Annotated in this window: 29 protein-coding genes and 1 pseudogene; 16 read left to right on the forward strand and 14 right to left on the reverse strand. The window is 69.6% G+C overall.

Annotated features, from left to right (window positions below; all coding sequences use genetic code 11):
• Positions 1-28: 28 nt before the first annotated feature.
• Together LX88_RS17000 and LX88_RS17005 are read left to right on the forward strand one after the other, a co-directional pair.
• Positions 29-151: pseudogene (locus LX88_RS17000) on the forward strand (excalibur calcium-binding domain-containing protein); the annotation flags it as partial.
• Between the two features lie 193 nt (positions 152-344).
• Positions 345-1,211, forward strand: coding sequence for a peptidase inhibitor family I36 protein (locus LX88_RS17005; protein WP_258948765.1), 867 nt, complete (start codon positions 345-347; stop codon positions 1,209-1,211).
• A 54-nt stretch (positions 1,212-1,265) separates the two neighbouring features.
• Here LX88_RS17005 and LX88_RS17010 read toward each other — a convergent pair whose 3' ends face one another.
• A complete protein-coding gene (locus LX88_RS17010) occupies positions 1,266-2,492 on the reverse strand; it encodes a PucR family transcriptional regulator (RefSeq protein ID WP_258948766.1) in 1,227 nt (408 codons plus the stop codon).
• A 175-nt stretch (positions 2,493-2,667) separates the two neighbouring features.
• On the opposite strand from LX88_RS17010, the gene LX88_RS17015 reads away from it, so the two are divergent.
• The 6 genes from LX88_RS17015 (at position 2,668) to LX88_RS17040 (ending at position 7,177) form a co-directional block, all read left to right on the forward strand.
• Positions 2,668-2,964: a hypothetical protein gene (locus LX88_RS17015; RefSeq protein WP_258948767.1), complete on the forward strand. Its 297-nt coding sequence runs from the start codon at positions 2,668-2,670 to the stop codon at positions 2,962-2,964.
• Between the two features lie 12 nt (positions 2,965-2,976).
• Positions 2,977-3,819, forward strand: a complete 843-nt coding sequence (locus LX88_RS17020; protein WP_258948768.1) for an NYN domain-containing protein — start codon at positions 2,977-2,979, stop codon at positions 3,817-3,819.
• Between the two features lie 70 nt (positions 3,820-3,889).
• Positions 3,890-4,780: an ABC transporter ATP-binding protein gene (locus LX88_RS17025; RefSeq protein ID WP_258948769.1), complete on the forward strand. Its 891-nt coding sequence runs from the start codon at positions 3,890-3,892 to the stop codon at positions 4,778-4,780.
• Positions 4,777-5,517, forward strand: a complete 741-nt coding sequence (locus LX88_RS17030) for an ABC transporter permease (RefSeq protein WP_258948770.1) — start codon at positions 4,777-4,779, stop codon at positions 5,515-5,517. Before LX88_RS17025 ends, LX88_RS17030 begins: the two co-directional genes overlap by 4 nt.
• Positions 5,514-6,578 carry a sensor histidine kinase gene (locus LX88_RS17035; protein WP_258948771.1) on the forward strand — a complete coding sequence of 355 codons (1,065 nt, stop codon included), beginning with the start codon at positions 5,514-5,516 and terminating at the stop codon, positions 6,576-6,578. The genes LX88_RS17030 and LX88_RS17035 overlap by 4 nt, the downstream gene beginning before the upstream one ends.
• Positions 6,575-7,177, forward strand: a complete 603-nt coding sequence (locus LX88_RS17040) for a response regulator (RefSeq protein ID WP_258948772.1) — start codon at positions 6,575-6,577, stop codon at positions 7,175-7,177. Before LX88_RS17035 ends, LX88_RS17040 begins: the two co-directional genes overlap by 4 nt.
• Here LX88_RS17040 and LX88_RS17045 read toward each other — a convergent pair.
• The 3 genes from LX88_RS17045 to LX88_RS17055 all read right to left on the reverse strand — a co-directional run bounded on the left by LX88_RS17045 (position 7,174) and on the right by LX88_RS17055 (position 8,618).
• Positions 7,174-7,812, reverse strand: a complete 639-nt coding sequence (locus tag LX88_RS17045; protein WP_258949189.1) for a DNA alkylation repair protein — start codon at positions 7,810-7,812, stop codon at positions 7,174-7,176. The two genes, LX88_RS17040 and LX88_RS17045, sit on opposite strands and share 4 nt — an antisense overlap.
• Before the next feature lie 74 nt (positions 7,813-7,886).
• Positions 7,887-8,249, reverse strand: coding sequence for a MerR family transcriptional regulator (locus LX88_RS17050; RefSeq protein WP_258948773.1), 363 nt, complete (start codon positions 8,247-8,249; stop codon positions 7,887-7,889).
• Between the two features lie 9 nt (positions 8,250-8,258).
• Positions 8,259-8,618: a hypothetical protein gene (locus tag LX88_RS17055; protein ID WP_258948774.1), complete on the reverse strand. Its 360-nt coding sequence runs from the start codon at positions 8,616-8,618 to the stop codon at positions 8,259-8,261.
• An 85-nt stretch (positions 8,619-8,703) separates the two neighbouring features.
• On the opposite strand from LX88_RS17055, the gene LX88_RS17060 reads away from it, so the two are divergent.
• Positions 8,704-9,444: a hypothetical protein gene (locus tag LX88_RS17060; protein WP_258948775.1), complete on the forward strand. Its 741-nt coding sequence runs from the start codon at positions 8,704-8,706 to the stop codon at positions 9,442-9,444.
• On the opposite strand, the gene LX88_RS17065 is transcribed toward LX88_RS17060, so the two are convergent.
• Together LX88_RS17065 and LX88_RS17070 are read right to left on the reverse strand one after the other, a co-directional pair.
• On the reverse strand, positions 9,434-9,643 hold the full coding sequence (locus LX88_RS17065) for a hypothetical protein (protein WP_090068159.1): 210 nt from the start codon (positions 9,641-9,643) through the stop codon (positions 9,434-9,436). The two genes, LX88_RS17060 and LX88_RS17065, sit on opposite strands and share 11 nt — an antisense overlap.
• Positions 9,644-9,692: 49 nt before the next feature.
• On the reverse strand, positions 9,693-10,232 hold the full coding sequence (locus LX88_RS17070; protein ID WP_258948776.1) for a TetR/AcrR family transcriptional regulator: 540 nt from the start codon (positions 10,230-10,232) through the stop codon (positions 9,693-9,695).
• 108 nt (positions 10,233-10,340) lie between these two features.
• Here LX88_RS17070 and LX88_RS17075 point away from each other — a divergent pair, with 108 nt between their 5' ends.
• Both LX88_RS17075 and LX88_RS17080 read left to right on the forward strand, forming a co-directional pair.
• Positions 10,341-10,541 carry a hypothetical protein gene (locus LX88_RS17075; RefSeq protein WP_258948777.1) on the forward strand — a complete coding sequence of 67 codons (201 nt, stop codon included), beginning with the start codon at positions 10,341-10,343 and terminating at the stop codon, positions 10,539-10,541.
• 158 nt (positions 10,542-10,699) lie between these two features.
• Positions 10,700-11,272 (forward strand): dihydrofolate reductase family protein, encoded by a 573-nt coding sequence (locus tag LX88_RS17080; protein ID WP_258948778.1) that lies wholly within the window; start codon positions 10,700-10,702, stop codon positions 11,270-11,272.
• Positions 11,273-11,274: 2 nt separating this feature from the next.
• Here LX88_RS17080 and LX88_RS17085 read toward each other — a convergent pair whose 3' ends face one another.
• Genes LX88_RS17085 through LX88_RS17100 form a run of 4 tightly spaced genes read right to left on the reverse strand, consistent with a single transcriptional unit; the run spans position 11,275 to position 16,837 of the window.
• A complete protein-coding gene (locus tag LX88_RS17085) occupies positions 11,275-11,937 on the reverse strand; it encodes an HAD family hydrolase (protein ID WP_258948779.1) in 663 nt (220 codons plus the stop codon).
• The gene (locus tag LX88_RS17090) at positions 11,934-12,731 is read right to left on the reverse strand and encodes a pseudouridine-5'-phosphate glycosidase (protein ID WP_258948780.1); all 798 of its coding nucleotides are present in this window, start codon (positions 12,729-12,731) and stop codon (positions 11,934-11,936) included. The genes LX88_RS17085 and LX88_RS17090 overlap by 4 nt, the downstream gene beginning before the upstream one ends.
• A gap of 7 nt (positions 12,732-12,738) precedes the next feature.
• The gene (locus tag LX88_RS17095) at positions 12,739-12,963 is read right to left on the reverse strand and encodes a tautomerase family protein (protein ID WP_258948781.1); all 225 of its coding nucleotides are present in this window, start codon (positions 12,961-12,963) and stop codon (positions 12,739-12,741) included.
• A 10-nt stretch (positions 12,964-12,973) separates the two neighbouring features.
• Positions 12,974-16,837, reverse strand: coding sequence for an amino acid adenylation domain-containing protein (locus LX88_RS17100; protein ID WP_258948782.1), 3,864 nt, complete (start codon positions 16,835-16,837; stop codon positions 12,974-12,976).
• Positions 16,838-17,197: 360 nt separating this feature from the next.
• On the opposite strand from LX88_RS17100, the gene LX88_RS17105 reads away from it, so the two are divergent.
• Positions 17,198-19,078 (forward strand): ATP-binding protein, encoded by a 1,881-nt coding sequence (locus LX88_RS17105; RefSeq protein ID WP_258948783.1) that lies wholly within the window; start codon positions 17,198-17,200, stop codon positions 19,076-19,078.
• A gap of 8 nt (positions 19,079-19,086) precedes the next feature.
• Here the strand turns inward: LX88_RS17105 and LX88_RS17110 are convergent, their stop codons facing one another.
• The gene (locus LX88_RS17110) at positions 19,087-19,380 is read right to left on the reverse strand and encodes an Rdx family protein (RefSeq protein ID WP_258948784.1); all 294 of its coding nucleotides are present in this window, start codon (positions 19,378-19,380) and stop codon (positions 19,087-19,089) included.
• A complete protein-coding gene (locus LX88_RS17115) occupies positions 19,377-20,252 on the reverse strand; it encodes a helix-turn-helix domain-containing protein (protein WP_258948785.1) in 876 nt (291 codons plus the stop codon). Before LX88_RS17115 ends, LX88_RS17110 begins: the two co-directional genes overlap by 4 nt.
• Positions 20,253-20,395: 143 nt before the next feature.
• Here LX88_RS17115 and LX88_RS17120 point away from each other — a divergent pair, with 143 nt between their 5' ends.
• Positions 20,396-21,436 carry an NAD(P)-dependent alcohol dehydrogenase gene (locus LX88_RS17120; protein ID WP_258948786.1) on the forward strand — a complete coding sequence of 347 codons (1,041 nt, stop codon included), beginning with the start codon at positions 20,396-20,398 and terminating at the stop codon, positions 21,434-21,436.
• Between the two features lie 18 nt (positions 21,437-21,454).
• On the opposite strand, the gene LX88_RS17125 is transcribed toward LX88_RS17120, so the two are convergent.
• Entirely contained in the window at positions 21,455-21,826 is a 372-nt protein-coding gene (locus LX88_RS17125) for a MerR family transcriptional regulator (RefSeq protein ID WP_258948787.1), read from the reverse strand.
• Positions 21,827-21,885: 59 nt separating this feature from the next.
• Here LX88_RS17125 and LX88_RS17130 point away from each other — a divergent pair, with 59 nt between their 5' ends.
• Positions 21,886-22,935 carry an alkene reductase gene (locus LX88_RS17130; protein WP_258948788.1) on the forward strand — a complete coding sequence of 350 codons (1,050 nt, stop codon included), beginning with the start codon at positions 21,886-21,888 and terminating at the stop codon, positions 22,933-22,935.
• Here the strand turns inward: LX88_RS17130 and LX88_RS17135 are convergent.
• A complete protein-coding gene (locus LX88_RS17135) occupies positions 22,926-23,513 on the reverse strand; it encodes a TetR/AcrR family transcriptional regulator (RefSeq protein WP_258948789.1) in 588 nt (195 codons plus the stop codon). The two genes, LX88_RS17130 and LX88_RS17135, sit on opposite strands and share 10 nt — an antisense overlap.
• Before the next feature lie 95 nt (positions 23,514-23,608).
• Here LX88_RS17135 and LX88_RS17140 point away from each other — a divergent pair, with 95 nt between their 5' ends.
• Positions 23,609-23,998: a nuclear transport factor 2 family protein gene (locus LX88_RS17140; RefSeq protein ID WP_258948790.1), complete on the forward strand. Its 390-nt coding sequence runs from the start codon at positions 23,609-23,611 to the stop codon at positions 23,996-23,998.
• The gene (locus LX88_RS17145; protein ID WP_258948791.1) at positions 23,986-24,783 is read left to right on the forward strand and encodes a Rossmann-fold NAD(P)-binding domain-containing protein; all 798 of its coding nucleotides are present in this window, start codon (positions 23,986-23,988) and stop codon (positions 24,781-24,783) included. The genes LX88_RS17140 and LX88_RS17145 overlap by 13 nt, the downstream gene beginning before the upstream one ends.
• The last annotated feature ends 13 nt before the right edge of the window (positions 24,784-24,796 follow it).

Consider the following 24,796-nt stretch of genomic DNA (forward strand, 5'->3'; position numbering starts at 1 on the left):
CTACGGGAACCGCCCTGCCGCGAAAGCTGCCGATGTGGCAACGCTCTACCGCTGGCAGTCCGGCTACCGCGTTGGCCTCGACCGGGACAACGACGGGGTGGCGTGCGAGCAGCTGGAAGCCGCGCTCCAGCGCGGTGCCCGCCTCGCGTAGCTCGCGGTCGGCTTATGCCCCGTCGAGTGCGCCAGGCAGCGAGTTCCACTTGTCGCTCATGGACTCCAGTGTGTGCCCTGACAGTTCGGTGGCTTCGGGTGTCAGCGGAATGTCAGCGCCGCTCGGAATTGTCTGACCCAGCAAAGCATCCCCTGCACAGGCCGGGGAGCCTGTGGAGCGAAAAGGGTCAAACGTGCTGAAGAAATTCACCTTCGTGGCATTGATGGGCGCGCTCGTCAGCGCGTCCTTCGGCGCCGGTGTCGCCAACGCGGCGACCGATCGCAACGGCTCCTGCGAGTCGGGCGAGTTCTGCCTGTACTACAACAGTGACAACGAAGGTTCGGTGTCCGACTTCGCGGGCTCCGTCGCCGACTACGGTGACTCGCAGCCGAGCTGCTACGACTTCAAGAGCGCGGGCAACGGCCAGGGCGTGTGCGTCAAGAACAACGCCGCGTCGGTGTGGAACCGCTCCACCAAGGCCGTCACCGTGTTCTACAACAGCAACTACGGTGGTGCGAAGCAGACGTTCGCGGCCGGCGCCAAGGGCGACCTGAAGGCCGATCTCAAGAACGAGAACGCCTCGCACCGCATCGGTGACGCCGGTGGCGACCCGGACCCGTCGCCGGGCGTGTACCCCGCGCCGGAGACCAACCCGCACCCGGAGGCGACGTCGCGGGCGCCCCAGGCCACGAAGCGCACGCAGTTCATCGACGACCAGATCGCCTCGAAGACCGGGGAGAAGCAGTGCTGGGTGGGTGACTACCGCAGCTACGAGTCGGCGACGAGCAACCACAACACCGGCAACGCGCTCGACTGCACCATCTCCAACGCGATCGGCACCTACCCGACGGCGACGCAGAAGGCCCAGGGCTGGAAGCTGGCCTACTGGCTGCAGAAGCACGCGTCGAAGCTCGACGTCCGCTACGTGATCTGGCAGGGCAAGATCTGGAGCGTGGCCCGTGCGTCCGAGGGCTGGCGCACCTACAACGGCGGTAGCGGTGTGACCAACGGCCACTACGACCACGTCCACGTCTCGGTCCAGAACCCGCACGGCGACTGATCTGAGTTGTTGAAGAAGGCGAGCGCACGCCCGTGCGCTCGCCTTCTTGGCGTTTCAGGTCCTCAGGTCGTGGACGATCAACGACGCCGAGAGCAGCCGGATGTCCGTCGGGTCGGCTGGGTTGTAGCCGGTGAGCTCGGCGACGCGGCGCAGGCGGTAGTTGAGGGTGTTGCGGTGCAGGTGCAGCTCGTCGGCCGTGCGGTGGCGGTTGTGGTCGCTGTTGATGAACGTCCGCAGCGTGTGCACCAGGTCGGGGTGCTCGGAGAGCCGGTCCATCACGCGTGCCAAGCGCTTGCGGCCGGGGCCGGGGCGGCAGAGCTGGTACTCGAGCAGCACGTCGTCGAGGACGTACGGGCCCGGCTGGCGGCCGAGGCGCTGGGCGAGTTCGGCGATGTCGGCGGCCTGCCGGGCGGCCGCGGGGATGTCCTCCCTGGTCTCCGCCGCCGCGATCCCGCCGATCAGGCCGGTGCCGGCGGCGGTGAGCAGGGCGCGGACCAGTTCGGCTGAGTCCTCCAACTCCTGGTCGAGGCCCTCCTCGGTCGTCGGCAACAGCACCGTGCCGCCGTCGTGGTCCAGCGCGGAGAGGGCGTGCTTGGGCAATTCGGCCCGTAGCCGTCGCACGAGCCCATGAACGGCGAGCCGGGCGTCGGCGCCATCGGCCACCGACGGTGCCTCGACGCGTATGGCGACGACGACGTGATGACTGGACAGCTCCAGGCCGATCCGTTCGGCGAGAGGCTCGGCCTCCCGGCCGGTCAGCAGGGCCGCGACCAGCGCACGACCGGCTTCGCGGCGTTCGGCGTGCAGGGCCTGCTGCTCGGCGAGGTACGACCCGGCCACGGCCGGCACCGCGACGCTCAGGTACCGCAGCAGCGCCGGCACCGTCGCCAGCAGGTCGGGGATCTCCTCGGGCTCGGCGACGGCGGCCATCGCCTCCCAGCCCACGGTCGCCGCGACGTGGTAGGTGCTGAGCACGATGTCGAGCGGAACGCCCTGCTGGGCGCGCCGCACCGCCGTGGCGATCTGCATGTCCAGCTCCTCGGGCGCCGGCGGGCGCTGCTCCCGCAGCGCGCGCAGGAATACCTGCAGGTGACGGGTCACCGCCTCGGTGATCTCGCGGTCGACCAGCTGGTGCGGCAGCTGCCGGTACGTGGCGGATCTGGCGAAGAACGCCTCCAGCACCTTCTCGGCGATGCTCGGGATCTGGGTCGCGGCTCGGTCATAGAGCGGCGCGGCGGGATCAGGTGCGGGGATGTCGACCACCGCCAGAGGCTTGCGCATCCGCCCGCCGCAGGCGATAGCCCGATCGAGTCCTTCTCGGCTGGTTGCCTGCACGAAAGAGGGATGCCTGCGTTGTGCACGTGCCTCAAACATTTGACCCTATCGAGTGATGCACGATGAGGACGGCCACCGCTCACAGCCACAATCGGGTGTTGTGAGCGGCGTCGAAGAATGCATGAAGTTGTTGCTGCGCAGCGGGTTCCGGCGAACGGTCGTGCGTGATCAATTCACGTGCGTCAACGCGGTGATGTTCAGGCGCGTGTGGCGCGGCACCAACGAGACGGTGCTCGCGTACTCGGAGTCGGAGGCCCTGGCCTACCGCGTGGCCGAGGAGGACGCGAACCCCACGGACCCGTTCGTCGTCGATCCCGACCTGACGGAGTGGCAGTGCGGGGGAGAGTTCCTGGACGTCGCCGGCCAGCTGCTGGAGTTACCGGCAGCGCCTGGTCATTCCGCGTTCGGGGGGAAGTAGTAATCTCGGCTGGTGGGTGAGACCGTCCGGATCGGAGTGTTCTACGACGGCACGTGGTTCGCCTATCTGAGCGACTTCTACGCCACAGCGCACCCCAGGGGAGCGCGCGTCTCTCTCGACGGCCTGCACGACGCGGTGCGCTGGTACGTCCACAAGGAGACGGGTCGTCCGCTGGACGAGTGCGTGGTCGCCGAGGCGCATTACGTGCGCGGTCGCATCGACACCCCTGCAGAGTCCTTCGACCGGGTGCTGGCCTCCGCCGGCATCACGAGGCACGACCTGCCGTTGCACAACGGCAAGGAGAAGGGTGTCGACGTCCTGCTCGCGCTGGAGGCGTGGGACCGGGCGACGACGTCGCCGTTGCAGTGGGTCGTCCTGCTGACGGGCGACTCGGACTTCACCCCTCTCGCGGAACGGCTGACGGCGCGGGGCGTGCACGTGATCGTGCCGGTCGTCGACATCATGACGGTCAACGCGCCACCTGCCTGGACTCCGCGCACCGCCGCGCCGCTGCGGGCCGCGACACCGTTCACCCCCGGTTTCGACCAGCTGTTCGCGCCCGGTGACCAGGCCGACTACCCGCTGCGACGCGCTTTCGTGCGGTCGTCGCAGGTCGTGGCGTCACCGGTCGGAGCACCGCGCGGGCGTCGGCGGGGCACCGTGGCGACCTGGAAGACCGGGCAGGCGCACGGGTTCATCACGGACACGCGCGGCGGGTCGTGGTTCGTCTCGCGCGACGAGCTGCCGAACGGACTGACGCTGCTGCTCGCGGGCACTCCGGTGTCGTTCACCGGGTCGCCCGCGCCGATGCCCGGCCGCAAGTACCCGAGGGCGCAGGCCGTCCGGCCCGAATGACTTTTGTCATCCCGAGGTCGTGACGCTGCCTCACTACTGACGGGAGCCGGTTCCGGCCAGGCTCGACGCCATGGAAACGGTGCTCGGAGTACGAGGGGCGCGGCACAGCTACGGTGCCACGCAGGCGCTGGACGGCGTTGATCTCGACGTCGGCGCGGGGGAGTGCGTGGCGCTGCTCGGGCCGAACGGCGCGGGCAAGACGACGCTGGTGAACCAGGTGATCGGGCTCCTGCCCGCCCAGGCCGGTTCGGTGCTCGTGTGCGGTGGTGACCCCCGCATCGCGTCGACCCGCAGGCAGCTCGGGGTGGTGCAGCAGTCGCTCGGGTTCCCGAACACGCTGAAGGTGTCCGAGCTGGTCGTGGGGGCCGCGGTGCGCGCGGGCAAGCCCCGGGCGGCGGCCGGGCCGGTGATGGCCGAGCTCGACCTGGTCGAACTGGCCGGGCGGCGCGCGTCCAAGCTCTCCGGCGGCCAGAAGCAACGGCTGCAGCTCGCCATGGCCCTGGTCGCCGATCCGGCGCTGCTGGTGCTGGACGAACCGACCGCGGGTCTGGACGTGCCCACCCGCAAGCGGTTCTGGCAGATCCTCGCCGAACGGCGTGGGCGCGGGGCCGGCGTCCTGCTCACCACGCACCTCATCGAGGAGTCCTCGGCCGTCGCCGACCGCGTCGTCGTGCTCGACCGCGGCCGGGTGCTCGCCGGGGGCACGCCGGACGAACTGGTCGCGCGGCTGCCCGACCGCACGGTGATCGCCCGGACGGCCCTGGGCTTGGAGCGCCTCCAAGCGCTGCCGGGTGTCGTGTCGTTGCGCGGCGACGGCGAGCACGTCCGGCTCGGCACGCGTGCGCCGGAGGCGTTGTTGCGGGTGCTGCTCGCGGAGGACCCCGGCCTGTCCGACCTGCGGGTCGAGGGTGCCGGACTGGAAGAGGCAGTGGCGGGTCTGATCGAGAGGGGTGCCGCGTGACCGTGCACAAGATCTTCGGCGTGGAGCTCGCGGACGAGCTGAGGGGTATCGTCCGCGAACCGGCCGCCCTGTTCTTCTCGATCATCATGCCGGTGGGGTTCTTCGCGCTCTTCGTGTCGCTGTTCGGGAAGTTCAGCGCCGGCGGGGTCTCCGCGGGCACGACGATGATCGCCACGTTCGGCGCGTTCGGCGTGATCTCGGTCGTGCTGATGAACCCCGGCATCGGCGTCGCGTCCGACCGGGAACGCGGCTGGCTGCGGGCGAAGCAGGTGTCGGCGGTGCCGATCGGCGTGACGCTCGCGGCGAAGGTGGTGGCGGCACTGCCCTACGCCGCCGGGGTGCTGGTCGCGATGACGGCGACCGCGGCCGTCACCGGTTCGCTGAACGCGCCGTTGCCCGCGCTGCTGAGGCTTCTCGTCGTGCTGGTGCTCGGCGCGCTGCCGTTCGCGTTGCTGAGCCTCGCGATCGGGTTCCAGGTCGGGGCGGGTGCCGCGGCCGCCGTGCTCAACGCGATCCTCATCCCCACGTCCGTCCTTTCCGGACTGTGGATGCCGCTGGAGATCATGCCCGCGTTCTTCGGTGACGTCGCGCGGTTCCTGCCGACCTACCACCTGTCGGAGCTCGCCCGCGCACAGCTGACCGGCGGGCCGGCCGTCGCGCACGTGCTCGTGCTGCTGGGCTTCGCGCTGGTGGCTGCGGTGCTCGCGGCCGTGTCGTATCGTCATGCGCGGTCATGAGAATCGTCGCTGGGATCTCCCGCTGGTTGCACCTGATCTACCTGGGGAACCTGCTGTGGGCACCGATCTTCGACCCGGCCACGGACTGGGTGGACTGGGCGCTCGTCGCCGTCGTCGCCGTGGCCTTCGTCCCGATGTACGTGCTGGCCTGGCGGCGGCCGGACCGCGTCCGCTGGTGGTGCCTGGTGCCGACGGTGGTGCTCGGCGCCCTCGCGACACCGTTCAACACCGGCGCCGCCGTGCTGTTCGTCTACGCGGCGACGTTCGCGGGCCTCGCGGAGTCGCGGCGGGTGGCGATGCGGTGGTTCGTCGCGCTGACCGCGCTGATCTGCTTGTTCGGCGTGGTGTCGGTGGTCGAGATGCCGTACCGGCTGTGGGGGCTGCTGCCGTCGCTGATCTTCCTGTGGGTGATCGGCATCCTTCAGGTCGAGTGGTCCGAACGGGACCGCGAGGGCGCCGACCTGCGCATCCGCACCGCCCGGATCGAACACCTCGCCACCCTCGCCGAACGCGAGCGCATCGCCCGCGACCTGCACGACCTGCTCGGCCACACGCTGACCGCGATCGTCCTGCGCGCCCAGCTCGTGGCCGCGGATCCCGCGCGGGCGCAGGAGGAGGCGGCGGAGATCGAACGGACGGCCCGCGCGGCACTGGGCGAGATCCGCGACGCCGTCACCGGGTGGCGCAGCGCGTCACTGGAGACCGAACTGGAGGCGGCGCGTGCCGCGTTGTCGAGCCTCGGTGTCGAGGTGACCGTGCGCAGGGATCCGGGACTGGTGATCGTCGGCTCGACCGAGCACGAACTGGCGCTCGCGTTGCGGGAGGCCGTCACCAACGTCGCCCGGCACGCGCACGCCAGGACGTGCCACATCGGTGTCGAGGCCCGCGACGGTGAGCTGCGGCTGGTGGTCGCCGACGACGGCGTCGGCGGGCACGCGCCGGAGGGCAACGGGCTGACGGGCATGCGGGAGCGGATCGCCGCGCTGGGCGGCCTGGTCGCCCGGACGGTCTCGGCGGGCACCACCGTCACGATCGCCGTGCCGCTGGAGGTGGCCACGTGATCAGGGTCGTGCTGGCGGAGGACCAGGCGATGGTGCGCGGCGCGTTCGCCCAGCTGCTCGACCTGCAGCCCGACGTCACGGTCGTCGCGACCGCGGGGGACGGCGACGAGGCGCTCGCGGCCGTGGCGGAACACCGGCCCGACGTGCTGCTGACCGACATCGAGATGCCCGGCCGGACCGGACTGGACGTCGCGCAGGCGCTGAGCGGGCGCGGCGACCCCACCCGCGTCCTGATCATCACGACCTTCGCCCGCAGCGGGTACCTGAGGCGCGCGATGGACGCCGGGGTCTCCGGGTACGTGCTGAAGGACGCGCCGATCGCGGACCTCGTCTCGGCGCTGCGCCGCGTGCACGCCGGCGAACGCGTCGTCGCCGCCGAGCTCGCGATGGCCGCGTGGGACAGCGCCGATCCCCTGACACCACGCGAACGCGAGCTGCTGCAAGAGGTCACGACGGGCGCGAGCAACGCCGACATCGCGGCCCGGCTCAACCTCGCCGAGGGCACCGTCCGCAACTACCTGTCGACCGCGATGGCCAAGCTGGGCGCGCGCAACCGTTCCGAGGCGGCGAACACCGCGCGGGAACGGGGCTGGCTCTAACCGTTGCGCCGCACCATCTCGCCGATCCAGATCGGCGCGAACGGCGACGTGCAGCCCGGTGGTGTCGGGTAGTCCTTGAGGACCTCCAGGCGTTCGCCGATCTCGACGGCGCGGGCGCGCAGTGCGGGGTGTTCGATCCCGATCTGCGCCAGGCAGTGGTTCATCGCCCACTGCAGCCGCGCCGGCGCGTCCTTCATGTCCTTCTCGACGATGTCGAGCAGACCGTCGAGGTCGAGGCCCTCCGGCTTCTTCGCCACCCGGTCGACGGTCAGCGCCCAGCCCGCGCTCGCGACCACCGGGTCCGGGTCTGCGAACCAGAGCACGCGCAGCTCTTCGGTGTGCGGGCTCTTCTTCACCACGTAGTTCACGAGCCAGTCGTGCACCTTGGGGCGCCCGGCCTCGCGCAGCATGGTGTCGAGCTCGTCGCGCCCGAACGCCTTGGGGCGGCAGACCAGCAGCGCCAGCAGCCGGGCCGCGGTGTCACCCGTCGCCCACAGTTCGAGCGAGAGGTCCTGCTGCGTCTTGAGGCGCTTCGCGATCGCGCGCAGCTTGCCGAGGTTCACGCCGTGGTCGTCGCCGTGCTTCTCGTTCACCGCGCGTGCCTTCGGGTCTTCGAGCGCGGCCAGTTCTGCCATCAGCCCCGCCACCGTGTCGTCCGCCACCGCTCGACCTCCCGTTCGCCAGCCGACAGCTTACGAGCAGGAACGCCTCAGTCGCTCAGCGCCGCGATCACCGGGCACTGGTCCCGGACGCCGTTCGCGGCGACGTCGAGCAACGCGAGCCGCACGCGGTCCAGGTCGTCGATCCGCTGCTCGATCTCGGCGACCTTGACGGTGACCACGTCCCCCACGTCGGGTGTCGTGGAAGCGGAGAGGAGCTGCTCGACCTCGGTGAGCGTGAACCCGAGCCGGGCCGCGCGGCGGATGAACCTCAACCGCTTCAACGCTTCCTGGTCGTAGTGGCGGTAGCCGCCGTGGGACCGGGCGGTGGGGACGACGAGGCCGCGGCGCTCGTAGAACCGCACGGTGCTGATGCCCACCCCGGCGGCGCGGGCCAGTTCGGATATGCGCACCACCGGAAACTACCTCCGCAGCAGCGCGCGCAACTGGGCCGCGCCCCAGAACAGCTCCAGCGCCAGGAACGCCGCCAGCGCCGGGCTGTGCCCCTGCCACAACGCCCAGGCGAACCAGAGGCTGAACAGAGCGCGCCCGGCGGTGTCGGCGGCGATCAGCAGCCGTTCCGGCCGCAGCCACCGGACGATCGACCACATCACCACGACCGTGCCGAACAACGTGGAGAACAGGAGCGTCTGCGAACTGTGGGGAACGCCGAGCAGGTCCAGCGCCAGTGCGCCGGTCCAGGGCGTGACGAACGCGATGCTCGCCACGAGGTCGTACGCCGCACCGGCCTTGCCCCAGCGGGTCACGTGATCTTGTGTCATGCGACCACGATGGACTCTGCACCGTGGTGCAGAGTCAAGCCCGCTACCGTGGACGGGCGAGCGTTCGCCGAGCCGAGGGAGGCGCGTGACCGGCCAGATCGTGCGTCACGCCGGCCGGATCGAGGCCGTGCGCATGCGGTTCGCGGCCGTGCACAAGGCCAGTGCGGTCGTCGTCGGCGACGAGACCGTGTACGGGCGGCTGTGCCGGTGGATCATCGACGCCGTCCTGGAGAAGCACGCCCGGCAGGACGAACTGGTCTCCTACGTCGAGGAGAACCTGCGCCTGATCGTGGCCGGGCTGTACGCCCTCTACGGCGTGCGGGCACCTGATCCCGACCCCGTGCGCGAGGCCGCCGTGCCCTCGCTGGTCGAGCCGGTCGAGGACTCCCCGCGGGCGGCGATGGAGCAGATCATGCCGTTGCGGGATGCCCTGGACGACCTCACCGGCCTGCCGGACGTCATCGCCGCGCACGCGATGACCTGGTACAACATCGCGGCCGAGCAGCAGGACATGGCCGACGAGATCGAGGACCTCCTGGAACAGGACGCGCCTCAGTGGAGTGGCGCCGAGGAGCACCTGCGGCTGATGGGCCACAACATCGAGGCGATCCGGGGGCTGAGCTCGGTGTCCGCGGCGTTCGGCGAGATCACCGAGAGCGTCGGCGTGCTGGTCGAGCAGACCCGGCGGCTCGTGCGGGAGCTCGTGATCAGCCTGGCCGTGGCGCCGACGGACGCGACGCTGTGGCGGCTGGCCTGCCGGATCGCGGTGTACGGGGTGGCGCTGGAGGCCACCCTCACGCACCTGGAGGACCGGCTCAGCGGTTAGCGCGGCGTCGGGCCAGCTGGGGCAGGAACCACATGTAGATCCCCGTTCCCATGAGGACGAACAGCGGCAGCAGCGGCACGTACGACACCCACACCACGGAACTGTCGACGGTCAGGGCGACCGCCGTGAACACCACGGTGGCCGTGAAGACCATGCTCACCACTCGGTGGAACTGCCGGATTCCCTTGCTGCTGGCCATTTTTTCGGTCCTCCCGGTCGTTGTTGGACCCAACGGTAGGAGCGGACGCTCAGCCGTGCTTCTCGATTCCTGACCGGACGATCGCGCGGGCCTCCTCCGGCGTCAGATTGCCCGTCAGGGTCAGGTGCGCGAGTCCCAGCGCCAGCGCGAGCAGTTCCTTCGCCGCCGGACCGGTCAGCACGGTCAGCAGCTCGACCAGCTCGTCGTAGCCCCGGCGGAGCTGCGCGACCAGTTCCGGGTTCGTCAGGGCGTGCGTCTCGAACGCCTGCGCGACGCGGAACTGCCGGCGTTCCTCCTCGGTCCCGGGGATCAGTTCCGTCAGCAGCGCCTCGGCGGGGGACGACTCGGCGAGGCGGGCCTGGACGCGGGCGGTGCCGAGGTCGTTGATCGCGGTGAACGCCGCCGTGAGCAGGTCGTCCTTGCTGGGGAAGTAGTGCTGGACGCGGCCCACGGACACACCGGCGCGTTCGGCGACGCGGCGGATGCTGACCTGGTGGGTGCCCTCGGTGTCGATGATTTCGAACACCGCTTCCAGGATCGCGGCGCGCCGTTCGTCGTGGGCGGCGCCCCTGCCTCGTACCGGCTTCACTCGGCTCCTCTTTTCGAGACGTTCGCATTGATTTGACCACGAGGACGGACGGGGCTACCGTTCGGATGTCAAAGCAATACGGAAGTATTGATCTGAGGGGGAGTAGTGGTGGAGCTGATCGCGCTGGTCCTGCTGGTGCAGGGCGGCGGCGGGTTGATCAACAACCTGACCGGTGGGTCGAGGGGCTGGTTCGTGCTGAACTACGTGGAGATGCCGGACGCGCTGCGGGTCACGGCGTACGCGGTGATGATCCTGCTGGGACTGGTGCTGGTGGTCCGGAGGTTCGGCTGGGACTGGCTCAGGGGCTAGTGCCGCCGGGCGCCGGGCGGTTCCCCGGCGCTGGACTCGGAGGGGTGCTCAACGCCGCCGTGGGCCGTGGCGCAAAATCTCCTGGCGCGAGATGTCGATCCCGGCGTCTCCCGTTCGACGCACTGATGACAGCAAGCGCGAACACCGAGGAGAACCAGATGCGCACCCTGATCGCCACCGCCTTCGTCTCGCTCGACGGCGTCGTCGAGTCGCCCGGCGGCGAGCCCGGTCACCGCAGCGCCGGCTGGACCTTCCAGGACATCGAGTTCGACGAGGCCGCCTACGAGATCAAGGGCCGCGAGCAGGACGAGGCCGCGGCGATGATGATGGGCCGGGTCAGCTACGAGGCGTTCGCCCCGGTGTGGCCGACGCTCGACTACTTCCCGAAGTACAACGCGATGCCGAAGTTCGTCGTGTCCAGCACGCTCAAGGACGACCAGCTGGTCGACAACTGGGGCGACATCACGATCCTGCGCTCGCTGGACGACGTGGCCGCGCTGAAGGAGACCGAGGGCGGGCCGATCTCCGTCCACGGCAGCGCGACGCTCAACCGCACCCTTTCCGACGCGGGCCTGATCGACCGCTACCACCTGCTGGTGTTCCCGGTGCTGCTCGGCGCGGGCAAGCGGCTGTTCAGCGAGACCGACAAGGCCAAGCAGGTGCTGAAGGTCGTCGAGAGCGAGACGTACTCGAACGGCATCCAGAAGCTGGTCTACGACGTCGTGCGCTGACCTCAGGCGCACTCGCGCACGGCGGCCACGACCCCGGCGAACGAGTCGACCAGCCAGGTCGGGTTCGCGTTGAGCAACTGGTCGACGCCGTGCACGCCGTAGGTCACGGCGATGGACGCGATGCCCGCTCCGTGCGCCATGTTGATGTCGTGAGTGGTGTCCCCGACCATGACCGCGTTGCGCGGGGACACCCCGAGCCTGCGCAGCACGAGCAGGCCGGATTCGGGATGGGGCTTGGGTTTCGAGACCTGGTCCGCGCCGACGACGACGGAGAACTCCTCGCGCAGACCGGCCGCGGTGAGCAGCGCCTCGGCGTTCCCGATGAACTTGCTCGTGGCGACGGCGAGCTGGAAACCGTCGTCCCGCAACGACTGCAGCCCGTCGTACACGCCAGGGAACACCAGTTGCGTCGCCATCGGCAGCACGATCTTGCGGTACGTCGGGTGGTAGAGCTCGACGCAGGCGGTGACGACCGGTTCGTCCTCGGACGTCCCGAGCACCTTCGCGAACGCGGCGGGCAGCGGGAGCCCGATCGTGGCGCGGATGGTCGGCGAGTCCGCCGTGGGCAGGTCGAGCTGGGCGAACACCGCGGCGAACGTCGTGACGATCCCGCGCGGGGAGTCGACGAGCGTGCCGTCGAGGTCGAAGATCGCGCACCGGTTCAAGACGGGAACTCCTTCGCGTGGGCGGCGGCGAGCTCTCCCGCGACCTCGGCGGTGCTGATCCGCACCGCCAGTGTCGCCTTCACGGACTCGATCTCGTCGTCGTCGATCGCGTCCGCGGGCTTCGTCGGTGTGGTCACGAGGAACGAGCCGGGGTTGCCGAGTGCCCAGTGGCTTTCGATCGCGCGGGCCATCACCCGCGGGTCGTCGACGCGGTGCGGGCTGGGCAGACCGGAGGTCTCGAAGTAGAACGCGGGGAAGTCGTCCGACCGGTAGGCGACGACCGGAACGCAGTGCGTTTCCAGGAACTCCAGCGTGAGCCCGAGGTCGAGGGTGTGCCGGGCCCCCGCGCAGACCACCGCGAGCTTGGAACGGGTGAGCTGCACGAGGTCGGGGGACAGCCGCCGGCCGCCCCGGTGCACGCCGCCGATCTCCGCGCTGGACAGGAACTTCAGCCCCGCGAGCCCGGCCGCGACCATCGACGCCGAGACCGTCGCCGCCCCTGTCGTGCCGCGGGCCAGGACGACCGGCAGGTCCCGGCCGTCCACTGCGGACACCCCTGGTGTGGCGGCGAACCTCTCGATGTCGGACTCGGAGAGGCCGACGAGGATCCGGCCCTTGTCGACGCCGATCGTGGCGGGGACCGACCCGCTCGCCCGCACCGCGTCCTCGACCAGGCGCGCGGTCTCGGCGCTGTCCGGGCCGGACCTGAGCACGTCCGACGCCAGCGCCACGACGGGCTGGCCCGCCGTGACCGCCTCGGCCACTTCCTCGCTGTACACCAGGGGAATGCGCATCGGCACCTCAGTAGCTCGGGGTCTTGCGCAGGAGGTGGTTCCGTTCCACGATCTCCGGCGCGTAGACCTGGTCCTGCCACGCCTGCTGCTCGACCGGTTCCAAGGCGATCGACACGACGCCCTCGGCACAGCCGAACGCCCTCGTCACCGCCTCCGTGATGGCCGAGACCAGCTCGGACGTCTGCTCGTCGTTGAGCGGTGCAGGGAAGTGCTTGATGTTCACGTGCGGCATGCGAGCCTCCTCACGACCGGCCTCCCGCGATGGCGAGGGTGACGGCCTTGGTGACGGCCGCGATCAGTTCGGCCATCTGCTCGTCGGACAGCAGCACCGGCACCCGCGCGACCTCCTCCTGCACGGTCGCGTTCTGCCGCATGGACGCCAGCAGCTCGTCGATGTCGGGCTCGCGCAGCAGGCTGTAGTGGTCCGCCTCCAGCTCGACGACCACCGGGTCGGTGACCGAGAAGCCCTCGCTGCCCTCGATGAACGAGTAGTCGTCGCCCTGCGCCTTGAAGATGGTGAGCGGCGCGGTGATCGTCCGCTCGGCCAGTTCACCGAAGGTGTACTTGAAGGAGAACGTCTCGGTGACGATCTTGATGATCCGCCGCACGAGCTCGCTGTCGAGGTCGCGGAACTCGCCGCTGACGAACGCCGCGAAGCTGTCCTCGTCCCGCGCGACCTCCAGGCACCGGGAGAGGCGGGCGTCGGTGATGCTGCCCGCGAACACCGAGAAGAGGATCGTCACGAACGCGCTGTTGTCGTACGAGGCCTCGTCGCTGTCCCGTTCCGAGCGCACCTTCGGCGAGCCCGGCGCGATGAGGTACAGGTTCTCGACCACCTCGCCCGCCTGCTCGAGCTGGTAGGCCGTCTCGAACGCGACCCGCGCGCCGAAGGAGTAGCCCCACAACGTGTACGGGCCCTCCGGCTGCACCTCCTTGATCGCCTCGATGTCGGCGGCGGCCATCTCGCGGATCGTGCCGTACGGCGCCTCGCCCTCGTTGATGCCGTGCGCCTGCACGCCGTAGAACGGGCGCTCCGAACGACTTGCGAGCGTGCGCAGGTTCATCGGGTAGCCGCCGAGCCCCGGCCAGCAGAAGACGGGAGCGCCGTCCCCGCCGGGCTGCAACGGGACCAGCCGTGAGATCGGTCCCTCGTGCAGGCCGTCGACGCGCCGGGAGAGCTGCTCGATCGTCGGCGACTCGAAGAGCACCTGCAGCGGCAGGCTGGTGCCGAAGTCCTTGTTGATGCGGTTGACGAGCCCGACCGCGATCAGCGAGTTGCCGCCGGTCTCGAAGAAGTCGTCGTGCGTCGAGACGGTCTCGCGCTTCATCAGCTTCTTCCACATCTCGCTGATGCGGCGCTCGGTGACGGTGCGCGGCGCGACGAACGGCCGGTCCTGGTCGTCGACGTTGGTCTTGTCCGACTTCTCCAGGGCCTTGACGTCGATCTTGCCGTTCGCGGTGACCGGCAGCGCGTCGAGCACCACGACCTTGTTCGGGATCATGTAGTCCGGCAGGAAGTTGACCAGGTCGTCGCGGATCAGCTCGGCCGGGCCCTTCATGTGGACGACGTCCTCCTTCATGCCGGGGCTGCGGCGCTGGTCGTAGGAGACCTTGCCGCCCAGGAAGAAGTACGACGGGCCGTCCTGCTGACCGGCGGCCTTCAGGATGTCGCAGATCCGCTTGGCCGACGGGAGGTCGTTGTTCGTCTTCGAGCTGTAGCCCGACGACATGAAGCCGAGGTCGACGTCGTTGGCGGACAACCGGTGCATGGTCCGGCCGAGGTCGATGTAGCGCCGCCACAGCTCCGTCGACCGGCCGATGGCGCTGATGCCGAAGCTCGCGCGCTCGTAGACCGCCTGGTTGATCGCGATGACGTGCTTGCGCAGCACCAGTTCGTCGGACACCCGCTCGAACTCGCCGCCGGCGTAGCGGTACTGGCCGCCGGGCAGGTTCGCGACGCGGCCGGGGTGCGTCTGGACGTAGATGTCGACCTCGTCCTCGCGGACACCGGTGTACGCGCACAGTTCGAACGTGCCGAGGTAGTAGTCCTCATCGTCGACGTCGAGCAGGGCCTTGGTCTCCGGCGTGTACGCGGAGGCCTTGATGTCCAGGCCGTAACCGGGCAGGACCTCCTCGAAGAGCCCGACCATGTGGCCGGTCTCGATCTCCAGGACCTCCTGGATGTTGTTGAGGTACACCGCCTCGATCGCGGCCTTGTGCCCGATGAAGTGCAGCTTCGCCTGCACCTCGAAGCTTTCCTCGAGCGGCTTGATCAGCACGAGCTGGTGGCGCAGCGGGTGGTAGTAGTACAACCCGGCCGGCAGCCCCGCGATGTGGTGCAGTTCCAGGTGGAGCTGGGTCGCGTAGAGCGAACCCGGCGACGCGTAGCCGTACTTCGGCAGCAGCCGCTGGTCGCTGAAGTGCGCGCCGAAGTAGCGCAGGATCTCACCGAGTTCGGAGACGTGGACGGACTTCGGGTCCTGGGAGCCGGCACCGATCGGCTTGCGTTCCAGCAACCGCGCCAGATCGGCGCCGGTGACCTGGCCGCCCTCGTAGAAGCGGTAGGACTTGCGCGAGAAGACGACCTTGCGCTGCAGGCACGAGGCTTCCTCGCCGGGCAGTTCGAAGCTCTGCCGGTCGGCGAGGTCGTCGCGCACCCCGGGGTTCGACAGCTGCGCGCGGACCTGCAGCCGGCTGGACTTCGACTGGTGGTGCGAACCGGCGTTGCCCTGGTCCATCAGGGCGGCTTCCTTGGGGTTCAGCTCGACGCACGCGATCAGGTTCTGGAACCCGGTGCGCTCGTCCTCCTTGACGATCACCGCGGCGTTGCGCACCCAGTCGTGCGTCTCGATCGCGAGCCGGATCTCGTCCAGCTCGACCCGGTAGCCGCGCAGCTTGACCTGGCTGTCCGCGCGGCCGGCGAACTGCACCGTGCCGTCGAGGTTCTGCGTCACGAGGTCGCCGGTGCGGAACATGCCGTCCACGAACCGTTCCTCGGTCAGCTCCGGCTGGTGCAGGTAGCCGCGGGCGACCTGGGCGCCGCCGATGTAGAGCTCACCGATCTCGCCGGGCGTGACCATGTCGCGGTTGTCGTCGAGCACCAGGTACGTCGTGTTCGCGACGGGCAGGCCGATCGAGATCGACTTCGGGGCTTCGGCGAGTGCGGCGGGGTCGACCACGTACGACGACGAGTTGATCGTCGTCTCCGTCGGCCCGTAGAGGTTGATGAGGCCCACGTTCGGCATGTCCGCGAAGAACGCCTGCGCCAGCGTGCGGGACAACGCCTCGCCGCCGCTGAAGACCTGCTTCAGCGAGGTGACGGTGTGGAACTCCTCGGTGTCGATCAGCGCCTGGAGCAGCGTCGGCACGCACTGCAGCGTGGTGACGCCCTGCTCGCGCATGGTCTCGATCAGCATCTCGGGGTCGCGGTAGATGCCGGGCCGGCCCATCACCACGGTGCTGCCGACCGCGGGGGCGAGGATCTCCCACTGCGCCGCGTCGAAGCTCATCGGGGTCTTCTGCACCACGCGCTTCGTGCCGTCGATGGCGTGCGCGTCGTGCAGCCACAGCATCTGGTTGACGATGCTGCGGTGTTCGATCATCACGCCCTTGGGCCGGCCGGTGCTGCCCGAGGTGTAGATGATGTACGCGAGACTGTTGTGGGCAGGGGAGAAGCCGTCGTCGAACGCCTCGTCGCAGTCGTCGAGCGTGACGATCCTCGTTGTGCCGGGGGCGAGTTCGGCCAGGCGTTGCTTGAGCGCGGGCTGCGTCACGACGACCTTCGTGCGCGAGTCCTCGATCATGTACCGGAGCCGCTCCTCGGGGTACTCCGGGCTCAGCGGCAGGTAGGCGCCGCCGGCGCAGAGGATCCCCCACGCTCCGACCACGAGGTCCAGTGACGGCTCGACGAACATGCCGACGCAGTCGTCCTCGCTGATGCCGAGCCGCCGCAGGTGTGTGGCCAGCGCGGAACTCTGCTCGAAGAGTTCGCCGTAGGTGATGCTCTGTTCACCGAAGACGACGGCCGTGCGATCAGGGTGTTCCTCGACCTGCTTGCGCAGCAGGTCGGGAAGGCAGCCGCCGTCCACTTCAGCTTCGTGCGACATCTCAGAAGTCCCCCAAGCGGTCAGCAGGCGTGAGTCGGTGCGAGCACGTTCTTGGTTAGTTGAAGAACGTATGAGTGACGGCTCGAAACCCGCTGGAGCGATCGACCTGGTGGACAGCCGCAGAGGTCTACCAGAACAGCCTTGAGGAGCAACGGATTCTCACCGGCTGAGACGGTGGTTCGGTGGCGAATGGTCGCCCCACTGTCCACAATGGCCACCGTGTTGGCGAGCACGATCAGGTGGCGATGATCGCCGGGTCGCCGTTGGCAATGGAACCGTGCCCGAAGGCCAGTCCCTGCAACGCGACGAGCAGCCATTCCGTGCCGCAGCGAATTCGCGGGTCTGCGGTACAACGAACGTGTGCACAACGAGGTGAACGGGGACGTCCACGGCACCGTGGTGCAGGCGCGGGACGTCTACCTGCAGTCACGCGCCCCGACCGCGCTCGACGGACTGCCCCCGGTCGCCGCCGGGTTCACCGGCAGGGAGGCCGACCTGACGGCCGTCGCCGAGGCGTTGAGCAGCCCGCAACCGGTCGTGGTGTCGACGGGCCTGGCCGGCGTCGGCAAGACCACGCTCGCGGTCAAGGCGGCCCACGACGCCGTCGCCGCGGGCCAGTTCCCCGGTGGCGTGCTGTTCGTGGACCTCCAGGGTTACTCGCCGGGCACGCGCGTCGAACCGCTGATCGCGCTCGCCACGTTCCTCGGCGCACTCGGCGTGGTCAGGGTGCCCGAGTCGCAACCGGAACGGGAAGCGCTCTACCGCTCCAGGCTCGCCCAGCGCCGGCCGACGCTCGTGGTGCTGGACAACGCTTCCTCCTCCGAACAGGTCCGTCCGCTGCTGCCGCCGGGCGACCAGCACCGCGTGCTCGTGACCAGCCGCCACACGCTGGGCGACCTGCAGGGAGCCCGTCGCCTGTCTCTGGAGGTCCTGCCCGCCGGGGACTCGGTGGCGATGCTGGCGAACCTGACGCGCGCCACCGACCCCGCCGACCAGCGGGTGGCGTCCGCGCCGGAGACCGCGCACGAGATTTCCGAGCTCTGCGGACGGTTGCCGCTCGCGCTCGGCATCGTCGCCGCTCTGCTGTCCGACGACCCCGGCCTCCCACTCGCCGACCTCGTCGTGCTGTTGGAACAGGCCCGGCTCACCGAGCTGAGCTATCACGAGGACGTGGCCGTGCGGGCGGCGTTCGACCTCTCCCACGACCGGCTCGACCCGGCCGAACAGCGGCTGTTCCGGTTGCTGTCGCTCAACCCCGGCCGTCAGGTCAGCACCGGGGCCGCCGCGGCCCTGGCAGGGCAACCGGTGCGGGCGACCCAGAAGCTGCTGGCGGGCCTGCGTCGCGCGCACATGATCGAGAGCGGCGAACCGCACGGCTGGTTCCGGTTCCACGACCTGCTTCGTCTGTACGCGGCGGAACACTGCGCAGCCGACGACGAAGAGGTGCGTCACGCTGCGTGCGTTCGCTTGATCGACTACTGCGTCCAGGCGGCGGGCCAGGCAGAGCAACAACGGGCCGAGCGCAGCAACATCGTCGCGGTCGTCCAACTCGCGCACGGGCTCGGCCGCTACGAGGAAGTGCTGGGCATGGCCTTCGCCCTGGGCACGTTCCGGTTCTACGGCCGCCGCAACAGCGAGGAGGGATTTCTCACCTACGAACTGGCACGCGACGCCGCGGTGCGTCTCGGCGACGGGGACAGCGAAGCCAAGGCACTGCGCGGGCTCGGCTGGATCCACCGCGAAGCGGGGCACGACGAGGCCGCGTACGCGCGGTTCGACCAGGCTGCCGCGGCCAGCAGGGAACTGGGCGACCGCGCGGGAGAGGGCAGGGCCCTGCACAGCCTGGGCACACTCGCCCGCAAGAAGAACGACTTCTCCTCGGCGTGGACGCACTACCGCAGGGCGCTGACCGTGTACCGCGACGGCGGCGAGCGGGTGGGCGAGGGCCAGATCCGTTACGACATGGGCATCCTCGCCGACGACGAGTCTCAACCGGACCTCGCTGTCGAGCACTTCCACGCCGGCGCCGAGATCTTCGCGGAGGTCGGCCGCCTCGATCTGGTCGGTCGTGTGCACAAGAGGCTCGCGCTGATCGCGTCGGACTCCGGACGACAGGAGGAAGCGCAACACCACCTGAACGCCGCTCACGCCGCCTACCTCGCGGGAGGGCACGAGAAGTGGGCCAGGCAGCTGTGGCAGCAGTTCCGGAAAGCCTTGCGCGGCAGGCGTTCGCGTGAGTGACCCTTCGGTCAGGCGTCGGCCGGGTTCTTGCGATCGGTGTGGCCCAGGGAACGCTCCGGCGCCACCCGGTCGCGCACGAGCTGCTTGAGCGCCGCGAGGTCCGGGAAGCCCTCCTCGGCCTTGCGCGACCACAGGGTCTCGCCGTCGAGCCGCACGTCGAACACGCCGCCGGTACCGGGGATCAGCGCGACCTCGCCCAGTTCCGCGGTGAACGTGGTCAGCAGCTCCTGCGCGGTCCAGCCCGCGCGCAGCAGCCAGCGGCACTGGGTGCAGTACTCGATCTCCAGACGCGGTGTTCTCATGTCCGGTTCTTGACAGACTCGCCGGAGCGGGTCGCGTCCCTGCCCCAGCTGGCCAGCAGCTGCAGCGCCTCGGCGGACGGCGTACCGGGCTCGGCGTGGTAGGTGGTCAGGAACAGGTCCGGCTCGCTCGGCATCCGCAGCGTCTCGTACGACAGCGCCATCTCGCCCACGAGCGGGTGGCGGAGCGCCTTCGTGCCGAACGACTTCTCCTTGACGTCGTGCTTGGCCCAGAGCTGCCGGAACAGCTCGCTCTTCACCGACAGCTCCCCGATCAGGGCGGTGAGCTCGGGGTCGTTCGGGTAGCACCCGGCGTCCATCCGCAGGAACCCGACGACGTCGGCGGCCTTGCTCTCCCAGTTGACGAAGAGCTCCTGGTAGGAGGTCCGGAGGAAGATGAAGCGCGCCCAGTTCCGGTCGCGCGGCTCCAGCTCGGCCCAGTCGCCGAACAGCGCCGCGGCCATCGGGTTCCACGCGAGGACGTCCGAGCGGCGGCCTCCGATGTAGGCGGGCACGCCGATGTTGTCGAGCAGGTGCTTCAGGGCCGGCCGGACACCGCGTGAGGCCTTTTTCTTCTTCTTGTTGTCGTGCGGGCAGGCCGTCAGGTTGCGCAGGTGCGTCTGCTCGGCCTCGTCGAGCCGCAACGCGCGTGCGATCGAGTCCAGCACCTCGTCCGAGACGTTGCGGCCGTTGCCCTGCTCGAGACGCGTGTAGTACGCCACCGAGACGCCCGCGAGCTGCGCCAGCTCCTCGCGGCGCAGGCCTGGCACGCGGCGGGTGCGGCCGTAGCGGGGCAGCCCGACGTCGTCGGGGGACAGCCGCGCCCGGCGGCTGCGCAGGAACTCGCTCAGCTCGGTGCGCGGGTCGACGTCCATGCACCCGAGTATTCCCGGCCTGGGCGGACCGTGCCTGCTACTGCTGGTGGTAGGCACGCCAGTCGTACGAAGAACAGGTGGCTGGGTAGCTCTCCCGAAGCGGCGCAGTGTCTTCAACGACACGACGACGAGGAGAGAAACTGATGAGCACCGTCGCTGCCTACGCCGCTCCAGCACCCAAGGCACCGCTGGAGCGCACCACCATCGAACGTCGCGCGGTCGGCGCGCACGACGTCCTGATCGACATCAAGTTCGCGGGCATCTGCCACTCGGACATCCACCAGGTCGACGAGGGCTGGGGCCAGGGCATCTTCCCGATGGTCCCGGGCCACGAGATCGCCGGCGTGGTCGTCGAGGTCGGCTCCGAGGTCACCCGCCACGCCGTCGGTGACCGCGTCGGCGTCGGCTGCATGGTCGACTCGTGCCGCGAGTGCGACAACTGCCTGCGCGGTTTCGAGCAGTACTGCACGGGCGGCAACACCATGACCTACAACGCTGTCGACCGCCACGGCGACGTCACCTACGGCGGTTACTCGAAGCAGATCGTCGTCGACGAGAACTTCGTCGTGCGGATCCCCGAAGGGCTCCCGCTGGACGTGGCCGCGCCGCTGCTGTGCGCGGGCATCACCGTCTACTCGCCGCTCAAGCACTGGGGCGTCGCACCGGGCAAGAAGGTCGCCGTCGTCGGCCTGGGCGGGCTCGGCCACATGGGCGTCAAGATCGCCGCCGCGCTCGGCGCCGAGGTCACCGTGCTGTCGCAGTCGCTGCGCAAGAAGGACGACGGGCTCAAGCTCGGCGCCCAGGACTACCGCGCGACCAGCGACCCGGCGACGTTCACCGAGCTCGCCGGCAAGTTCGACGTGATCCTGTCCACGGTGTCCGCGCCGCTCGACTTCGGTGCCTACCTCGGGCTGCTCAGGACCGACGGCGCGCTCGTGAACGTCGGCGCGCCGGAGGAGCCGATCTCGCTGAACCTGTTCGGGCTGCTCGGCGGACGCAAGACGCTCGCCGGCTCGATGATCGGCGGCATCGCGGAGACCCAGGAGATGCTGGACTTCTGTGCCGAGCACGGCCTCGGTTCGGAGATCGAGCTGATCGGCGCCGACGAGATCAACACCGCCTACGAGCGGGTGCAGTCGAGCGACGTGCGGTACCGGTTCGTGATCGACGCCGCCACGATCTGACGTCCGTGCCGTGCCCGCTCAGCCGGGCGGGCACGGCACCCCGGTCGCGTAGGCCTTCGTGGCGCCCGCGATCACCGTGTCGAGCTGCAGGAGGGTCTCCTGCAGCTCCTCGATCTGCTTCACCACCGACGACCGGTGCCCGTGCAGCTTGGCCAGCACCTCCGGCGCCGCCACCCCCGTCACCACACACGGCAGCATCTCCAGGATCGACGCGCTGGAAATTCCCGCGGCGTAGAGCTGCTGGATCAGCCGCACCCGGCCGACGGCGTTCTCGATGTAGCGCCGTTGCCCGCTCTCGCTGCGTTCGGACGCGAGAAGGCCCTGCTCCTCGTAGTAGCGCAACGCGCGCACGCTCACGCCCGTGCGTTCCGCCAGCTCACCGATGCGCATGAGACCTCCGCCACAAAAGCTACCTCTGACGTCAATGTCAGTTTTCTAGCCTAGCTCTCATGCTTCTCAGCAGCTACCGACTCGGAAACCTGACTCTGCCGAACCGCCTCGTGATGGCGCCGATGACCCGCGCACGGGCCGTAGACGGCAAACCGACCGAGGCCACGGCCACCTACTACGCCCAGCGCGCCACCGCCGGACTCATCGTCACCGAAGGCGTGCACCCGAACGCGGTCGGCCAGGCCGGTCCGTTCATGCCCGGCGTGCACACCGACGACCAGGTCGCGGCCTGGCGCGTGGTCACCGACGCCGTGCACGCCAACGGCGGACGCATCTTCGCCCAGCTCATGCACGGTGGCCGCATCGGTCACGTGGAGGTCGCCGGGCACCAGCCCGTCGGCCCGTCGGCGATCGCGGCCGACGCGCAGGTGTTCACGCCGACCGGCATGAAGCCCGCACCGGTGCCGCGGGCGCTGTCGGCGGCCGAGGTCGCCGACCAGGTCCAGGCGTTCGGGGACGCGGCCCGCAAGGCCGTCGACGCCGGGTTCGACGGGGTCGAACTGCACGGTGCGAACGGCTACCTGATCCAGCAGTTCCTGTCCTCCAGCGCGAACGAGCGCACCGACGGCTACGGCGGCTCGATCAGCGGCCGCATCCGGTTCGCCGTGGAAGCCGTCGAGGCGGCCGTGGACGCCATCGGCGCGGACCGCGTCGGCATCCGGCTCTCACCGGGCGGCGAGATCCAGGGCATCGTCGAGGAGAACGTCCCCGCGCTCTACGGCGAGCTGCTGAAAGCGTTGCCGGACATCGCTTACGTCCACGTTCTGGCCACTGTGGACGACGAGGCGCTGATGGGGCTGCGCAAGGCGTGGCCGACCGCGTTCATCCTCAACCCCGGCGGCCAGATCGGCCCGGTCGAGAGCACCCAGGAGCAGGGGGAGCGCTGGCTCGCCAACGGCGCCGACCTGATCAGCTACGGCCGCGCCTACATCGGCAACCCCGACCTGGTCGAACGGTTCCGGCTGGGCCTGCCGCTCGCCGGTTCCGACCAGGAGACCTGGTTCCAGACCCCGAACGGCTACGTCGACTACCCCGGCTATCAGCACTGAAGCGCGCGCAACAGGTGGTCGACGAGCCGTTCGAGGTAGTCGGGCTCGACCTCGGCACGCCGGACCGACAGCCGCCAGTAGACCGGGGCCGCGACCAGGTCCAGGGCGATCTCGAAGTCCAGGTCCGCCGGTAGTTCGCCCCGGTCGACCGCCCGCCGCAGCGTCACCGCACCGAGCGCGCGCCGGGGTTCGCCGATCGTCGCCGCGATCGCCTCGGACAACGCCGGATTGCGGACGGCCTCGGCGGTGAGGTCGGGCAGGATCGTGGCGAACCTCGGGTGCGTCAGCCAGTCGTGCACCGCCGTGACCGTGGCCAGCAGGTCACCGCGCAACGAGCCGGTGTCCGGGACCTCGGCCAGTGGCACGGAGAACTCCGACAGCGCCGCCACCACCATGTCCTGTTTGGACGGCCACCTCCGGTACAGCGCGCTCTTGCCGACCTCCGCCCGCTTGGCCACGGCCTCCATCGACAGCCGGCCGTAGCCGTGCAGGGCCAGCTCGTCGAACACGGCGTCGGTGATCGCCTGGGTCACCTGGGGCTGCAGGACGGCGGCGCCGGTCGGGGTGCGCTTGGTCATGACGCACATCATAGGACTGGACGAGACGGTCCCGTCCCGCCTACCGTTGTGGACGGGACGGGACCGTCCCGTCCACTTCTTTCGGAGGAGCTTCCGTGGACCTCATCCCGAGGGCGCTGCAACTGCTGCTGGACAAGGACATGATCGGCTTCGCGGGCCTGTGGGCCGAGGACGGCGTGGCGGAGTTCCCGTTCGCCCCGCCCGGCTGGCCCGCCAGGCTGGAAGGTCGTGCCGCGGTCGAGGACTACGTGCGCGACTACCCGAAGATGCTCGACATCCGGAGCTTCCCGAAGCAGGCCGTGCACCGGACGTCCGATCCGGACGTCGTCATCGCCGAGTTCGAGGCCGAGGGTGTCGTGGTCGCGACCGGAGAGCCGTACCGGGCCGCCTACATCGTCGTGGTCACGACCCGTGACGGCGAGATCGTGAGCTACCGCGACTACTGGAACCCGCTGATGGTGCAGGACCTGGCGTGGTCGCACTGATCATCGGCGGCACCGGCACGACCGGCAGCCGCCTCGCCTCGTTGCTGCCCGATGCCCGCGTCGGCACCAGGAAACCGGTGCTCCCAGGCCACGTCCGCTTCGACTGGGACGTGCCGGAAACGTTTGAAGGCGCCCTGGAAGGGATAGATCGTGTTTACCTGATCCCCCCGATCGGAGTCGTCGACCCCGTTCCGGTGGTCGAGTCGCTGCTCGCTCGAGCGCGGCTCGTGCGGCGAGTGGTACTGCTGAGCTCGTCCGCGGTGCCGGAGAGCGCCACGGGGATGGGCGCTCTCCCAGCACTCGTGCGCACCCTGCCGGAATGGGCGGTGCTGCGGCCGTCCTGGTTCATGCAGAACTTCAGCGGCGACCACCCGCTCGCCGCCGGGGTCCGGGCGGGCGAGATCGTGACGGCCACCGGAGACGGCAGGGTCGGGTTCGTCGACGCCGGGGACATTGCCGCAGTGGCCGCCCGTGCCTTGACGGATCCTCTGCCGCACAACACCGATCACGTGATCACGGGCCCGGAGGCGTTGAGCTACGCCGATGCCGCCGCGATCATCACCGAAGTCACCGGTAAGCCCGTCCGGCACCAGCCGGTCAGCACCGCCGAGATGACCGAGCGGATCGCCGAAGTGCTGCCCCGTGACTTCGCCGCCCTCCTCGCCGGGCTCGACGAGGACATCCGAGGGGGAGCGGAGGACCGGGTCACCACGACCGTCCAGGACGTGACGGGCAGGCCGGCGGGGTCGTTCCGCGACTTCGTCAGGCGAACTTCCAGCGCGTAGCGCAGCAGGGGGC

This window comes from Lentzea californiensis (assembly GCF_024648825.1).
Taxonomy (GTDB): domain Bacteria; phylum Actinomycetota; class Actinomycetes; order Mycobacteriales; family Pseudonocardiaceae; genus Lentzea; species Lentzea californiensis.

Bases quoted from the DNA above. Each gene is read 5' to 3' on its own strand.
- LX88_RS17115 (WP_258948785.1), bottom strand. From the start codon at position 20,252: ATGGACGTCGACCCGCGCACCGAGCTGAGCGAGTTCCTGCGCAGCCGC.
- LX88_RS17055 (WP_258948774.1), bottom strand. From the start codon at position 8,618: ATGACACAAGATCACGTGACCCGCTGGGGCAAGGCCGGTGCGGCGTAC.
- LX88_RS17120 (WP_258948786.1), top strand. From the start codon at position 20,396: ATGAGCACCGTCGCTGCCTACGCCGCTCCAGCACCCAAGGCACCGCTG.
- LX88_RS17125 (WP_258948787.1), bottom strand. From the start codon at position 21,826: ATGCGCATCGGTGAGCTGGCGGAACGCACGGGCGTGAGCGTGCGCGCG.
- LX88_RS17025 (WP_258948769.1), top strand. From the start codon at position 3,890: ATGGAAACGGTGCTCGGAGTACGAGGGGCGCGGCACAGCTACGGTGCC.
- LX88_RS17095 (WP_258948781.1), bottom strand. From the start codon at position 12,963: ATGCCGCACGTGAACATCAAGCACTTCCCTGCACCGCTCAACGACGAG.
- LX88_RS17010 (WP_258948766.1), bottom strand. From the start codon at position 2,492: ATGCGCAAGCCTCTGGCGGTGGTCGACATCCCCGCACCTGATCCCGCC.
- LX88_RS17035 (WP_258948771.1), top strand. From the start codon at position 5,514: ATGAGAATCGTCGCTGGGATCTCCCGCTGGTTGCACCTGATCTACCTG.
- LX88_RS17100 (WP_258948782.1), bottom strand. From the start codon at position 16,837: ATGTCGCACGAAGCTGAAGTGGACGGCGGCTGCCTTCCCGACCTGCTG.
- LX88_RS17135 (WP_258948789.1), bottom strand. From the start codon at position 23,513: ATGACCAAGCGCACCCCGACCGGCGCCGCCGTCCTGCAGCCCCAGGTG.
- LX88_RS17080 (WP_258948778.1), top strand. From the start codon at position 10,700: ATGCGCACCCTGATCGCCACCGCCTTCGTCTCGCTCGACGGCGTCGTC.
- LX88_RS17045 (WP_258949189.1), bottom strand. From the start codon at position 7,812: ATGGCAGAACTGGCCGCGCTCGAAGACCCGAAGGCACGCGCGGTGAAC.
- LX88_RS17065 (WP_090068159.1), bottom strand. From the start codon at position 9,643: ATGGCCAGCAGCAAGGGAATCCGGCAGTTCCACCGAGTGGTGAGCATG.
- LX88_RS17015 (WP_258948767.1), top strand. From the start codon at position 2,668: ATGAAGTTGTTGCTGCGCAGCGGGTTCCGGCGAACGGTCGTGCGTGAT.
- LX88_RS17110 (WP_258948784.1), bottom strand. From the start codon at position 19,380: ATGAGAACACCGCGTCTGGAGATCGAGTACTGCACCCAGTGCCGCTGG.
- LX88_RS17090 (WP_258948780.1), bottom strand. From the start codon at position 12,731: ATGCGCATTCCCCTGGTGTACAGCGAGGAAGTGGCCGAGGCGGTCACG.
- LX88_RS17130 (WP_258948788.1), top strand. From the start codon at position 21,886: ATGCTTCTCAGCAGCTACCGACTCGGAAACCTGACTCTGCCGAACCGC.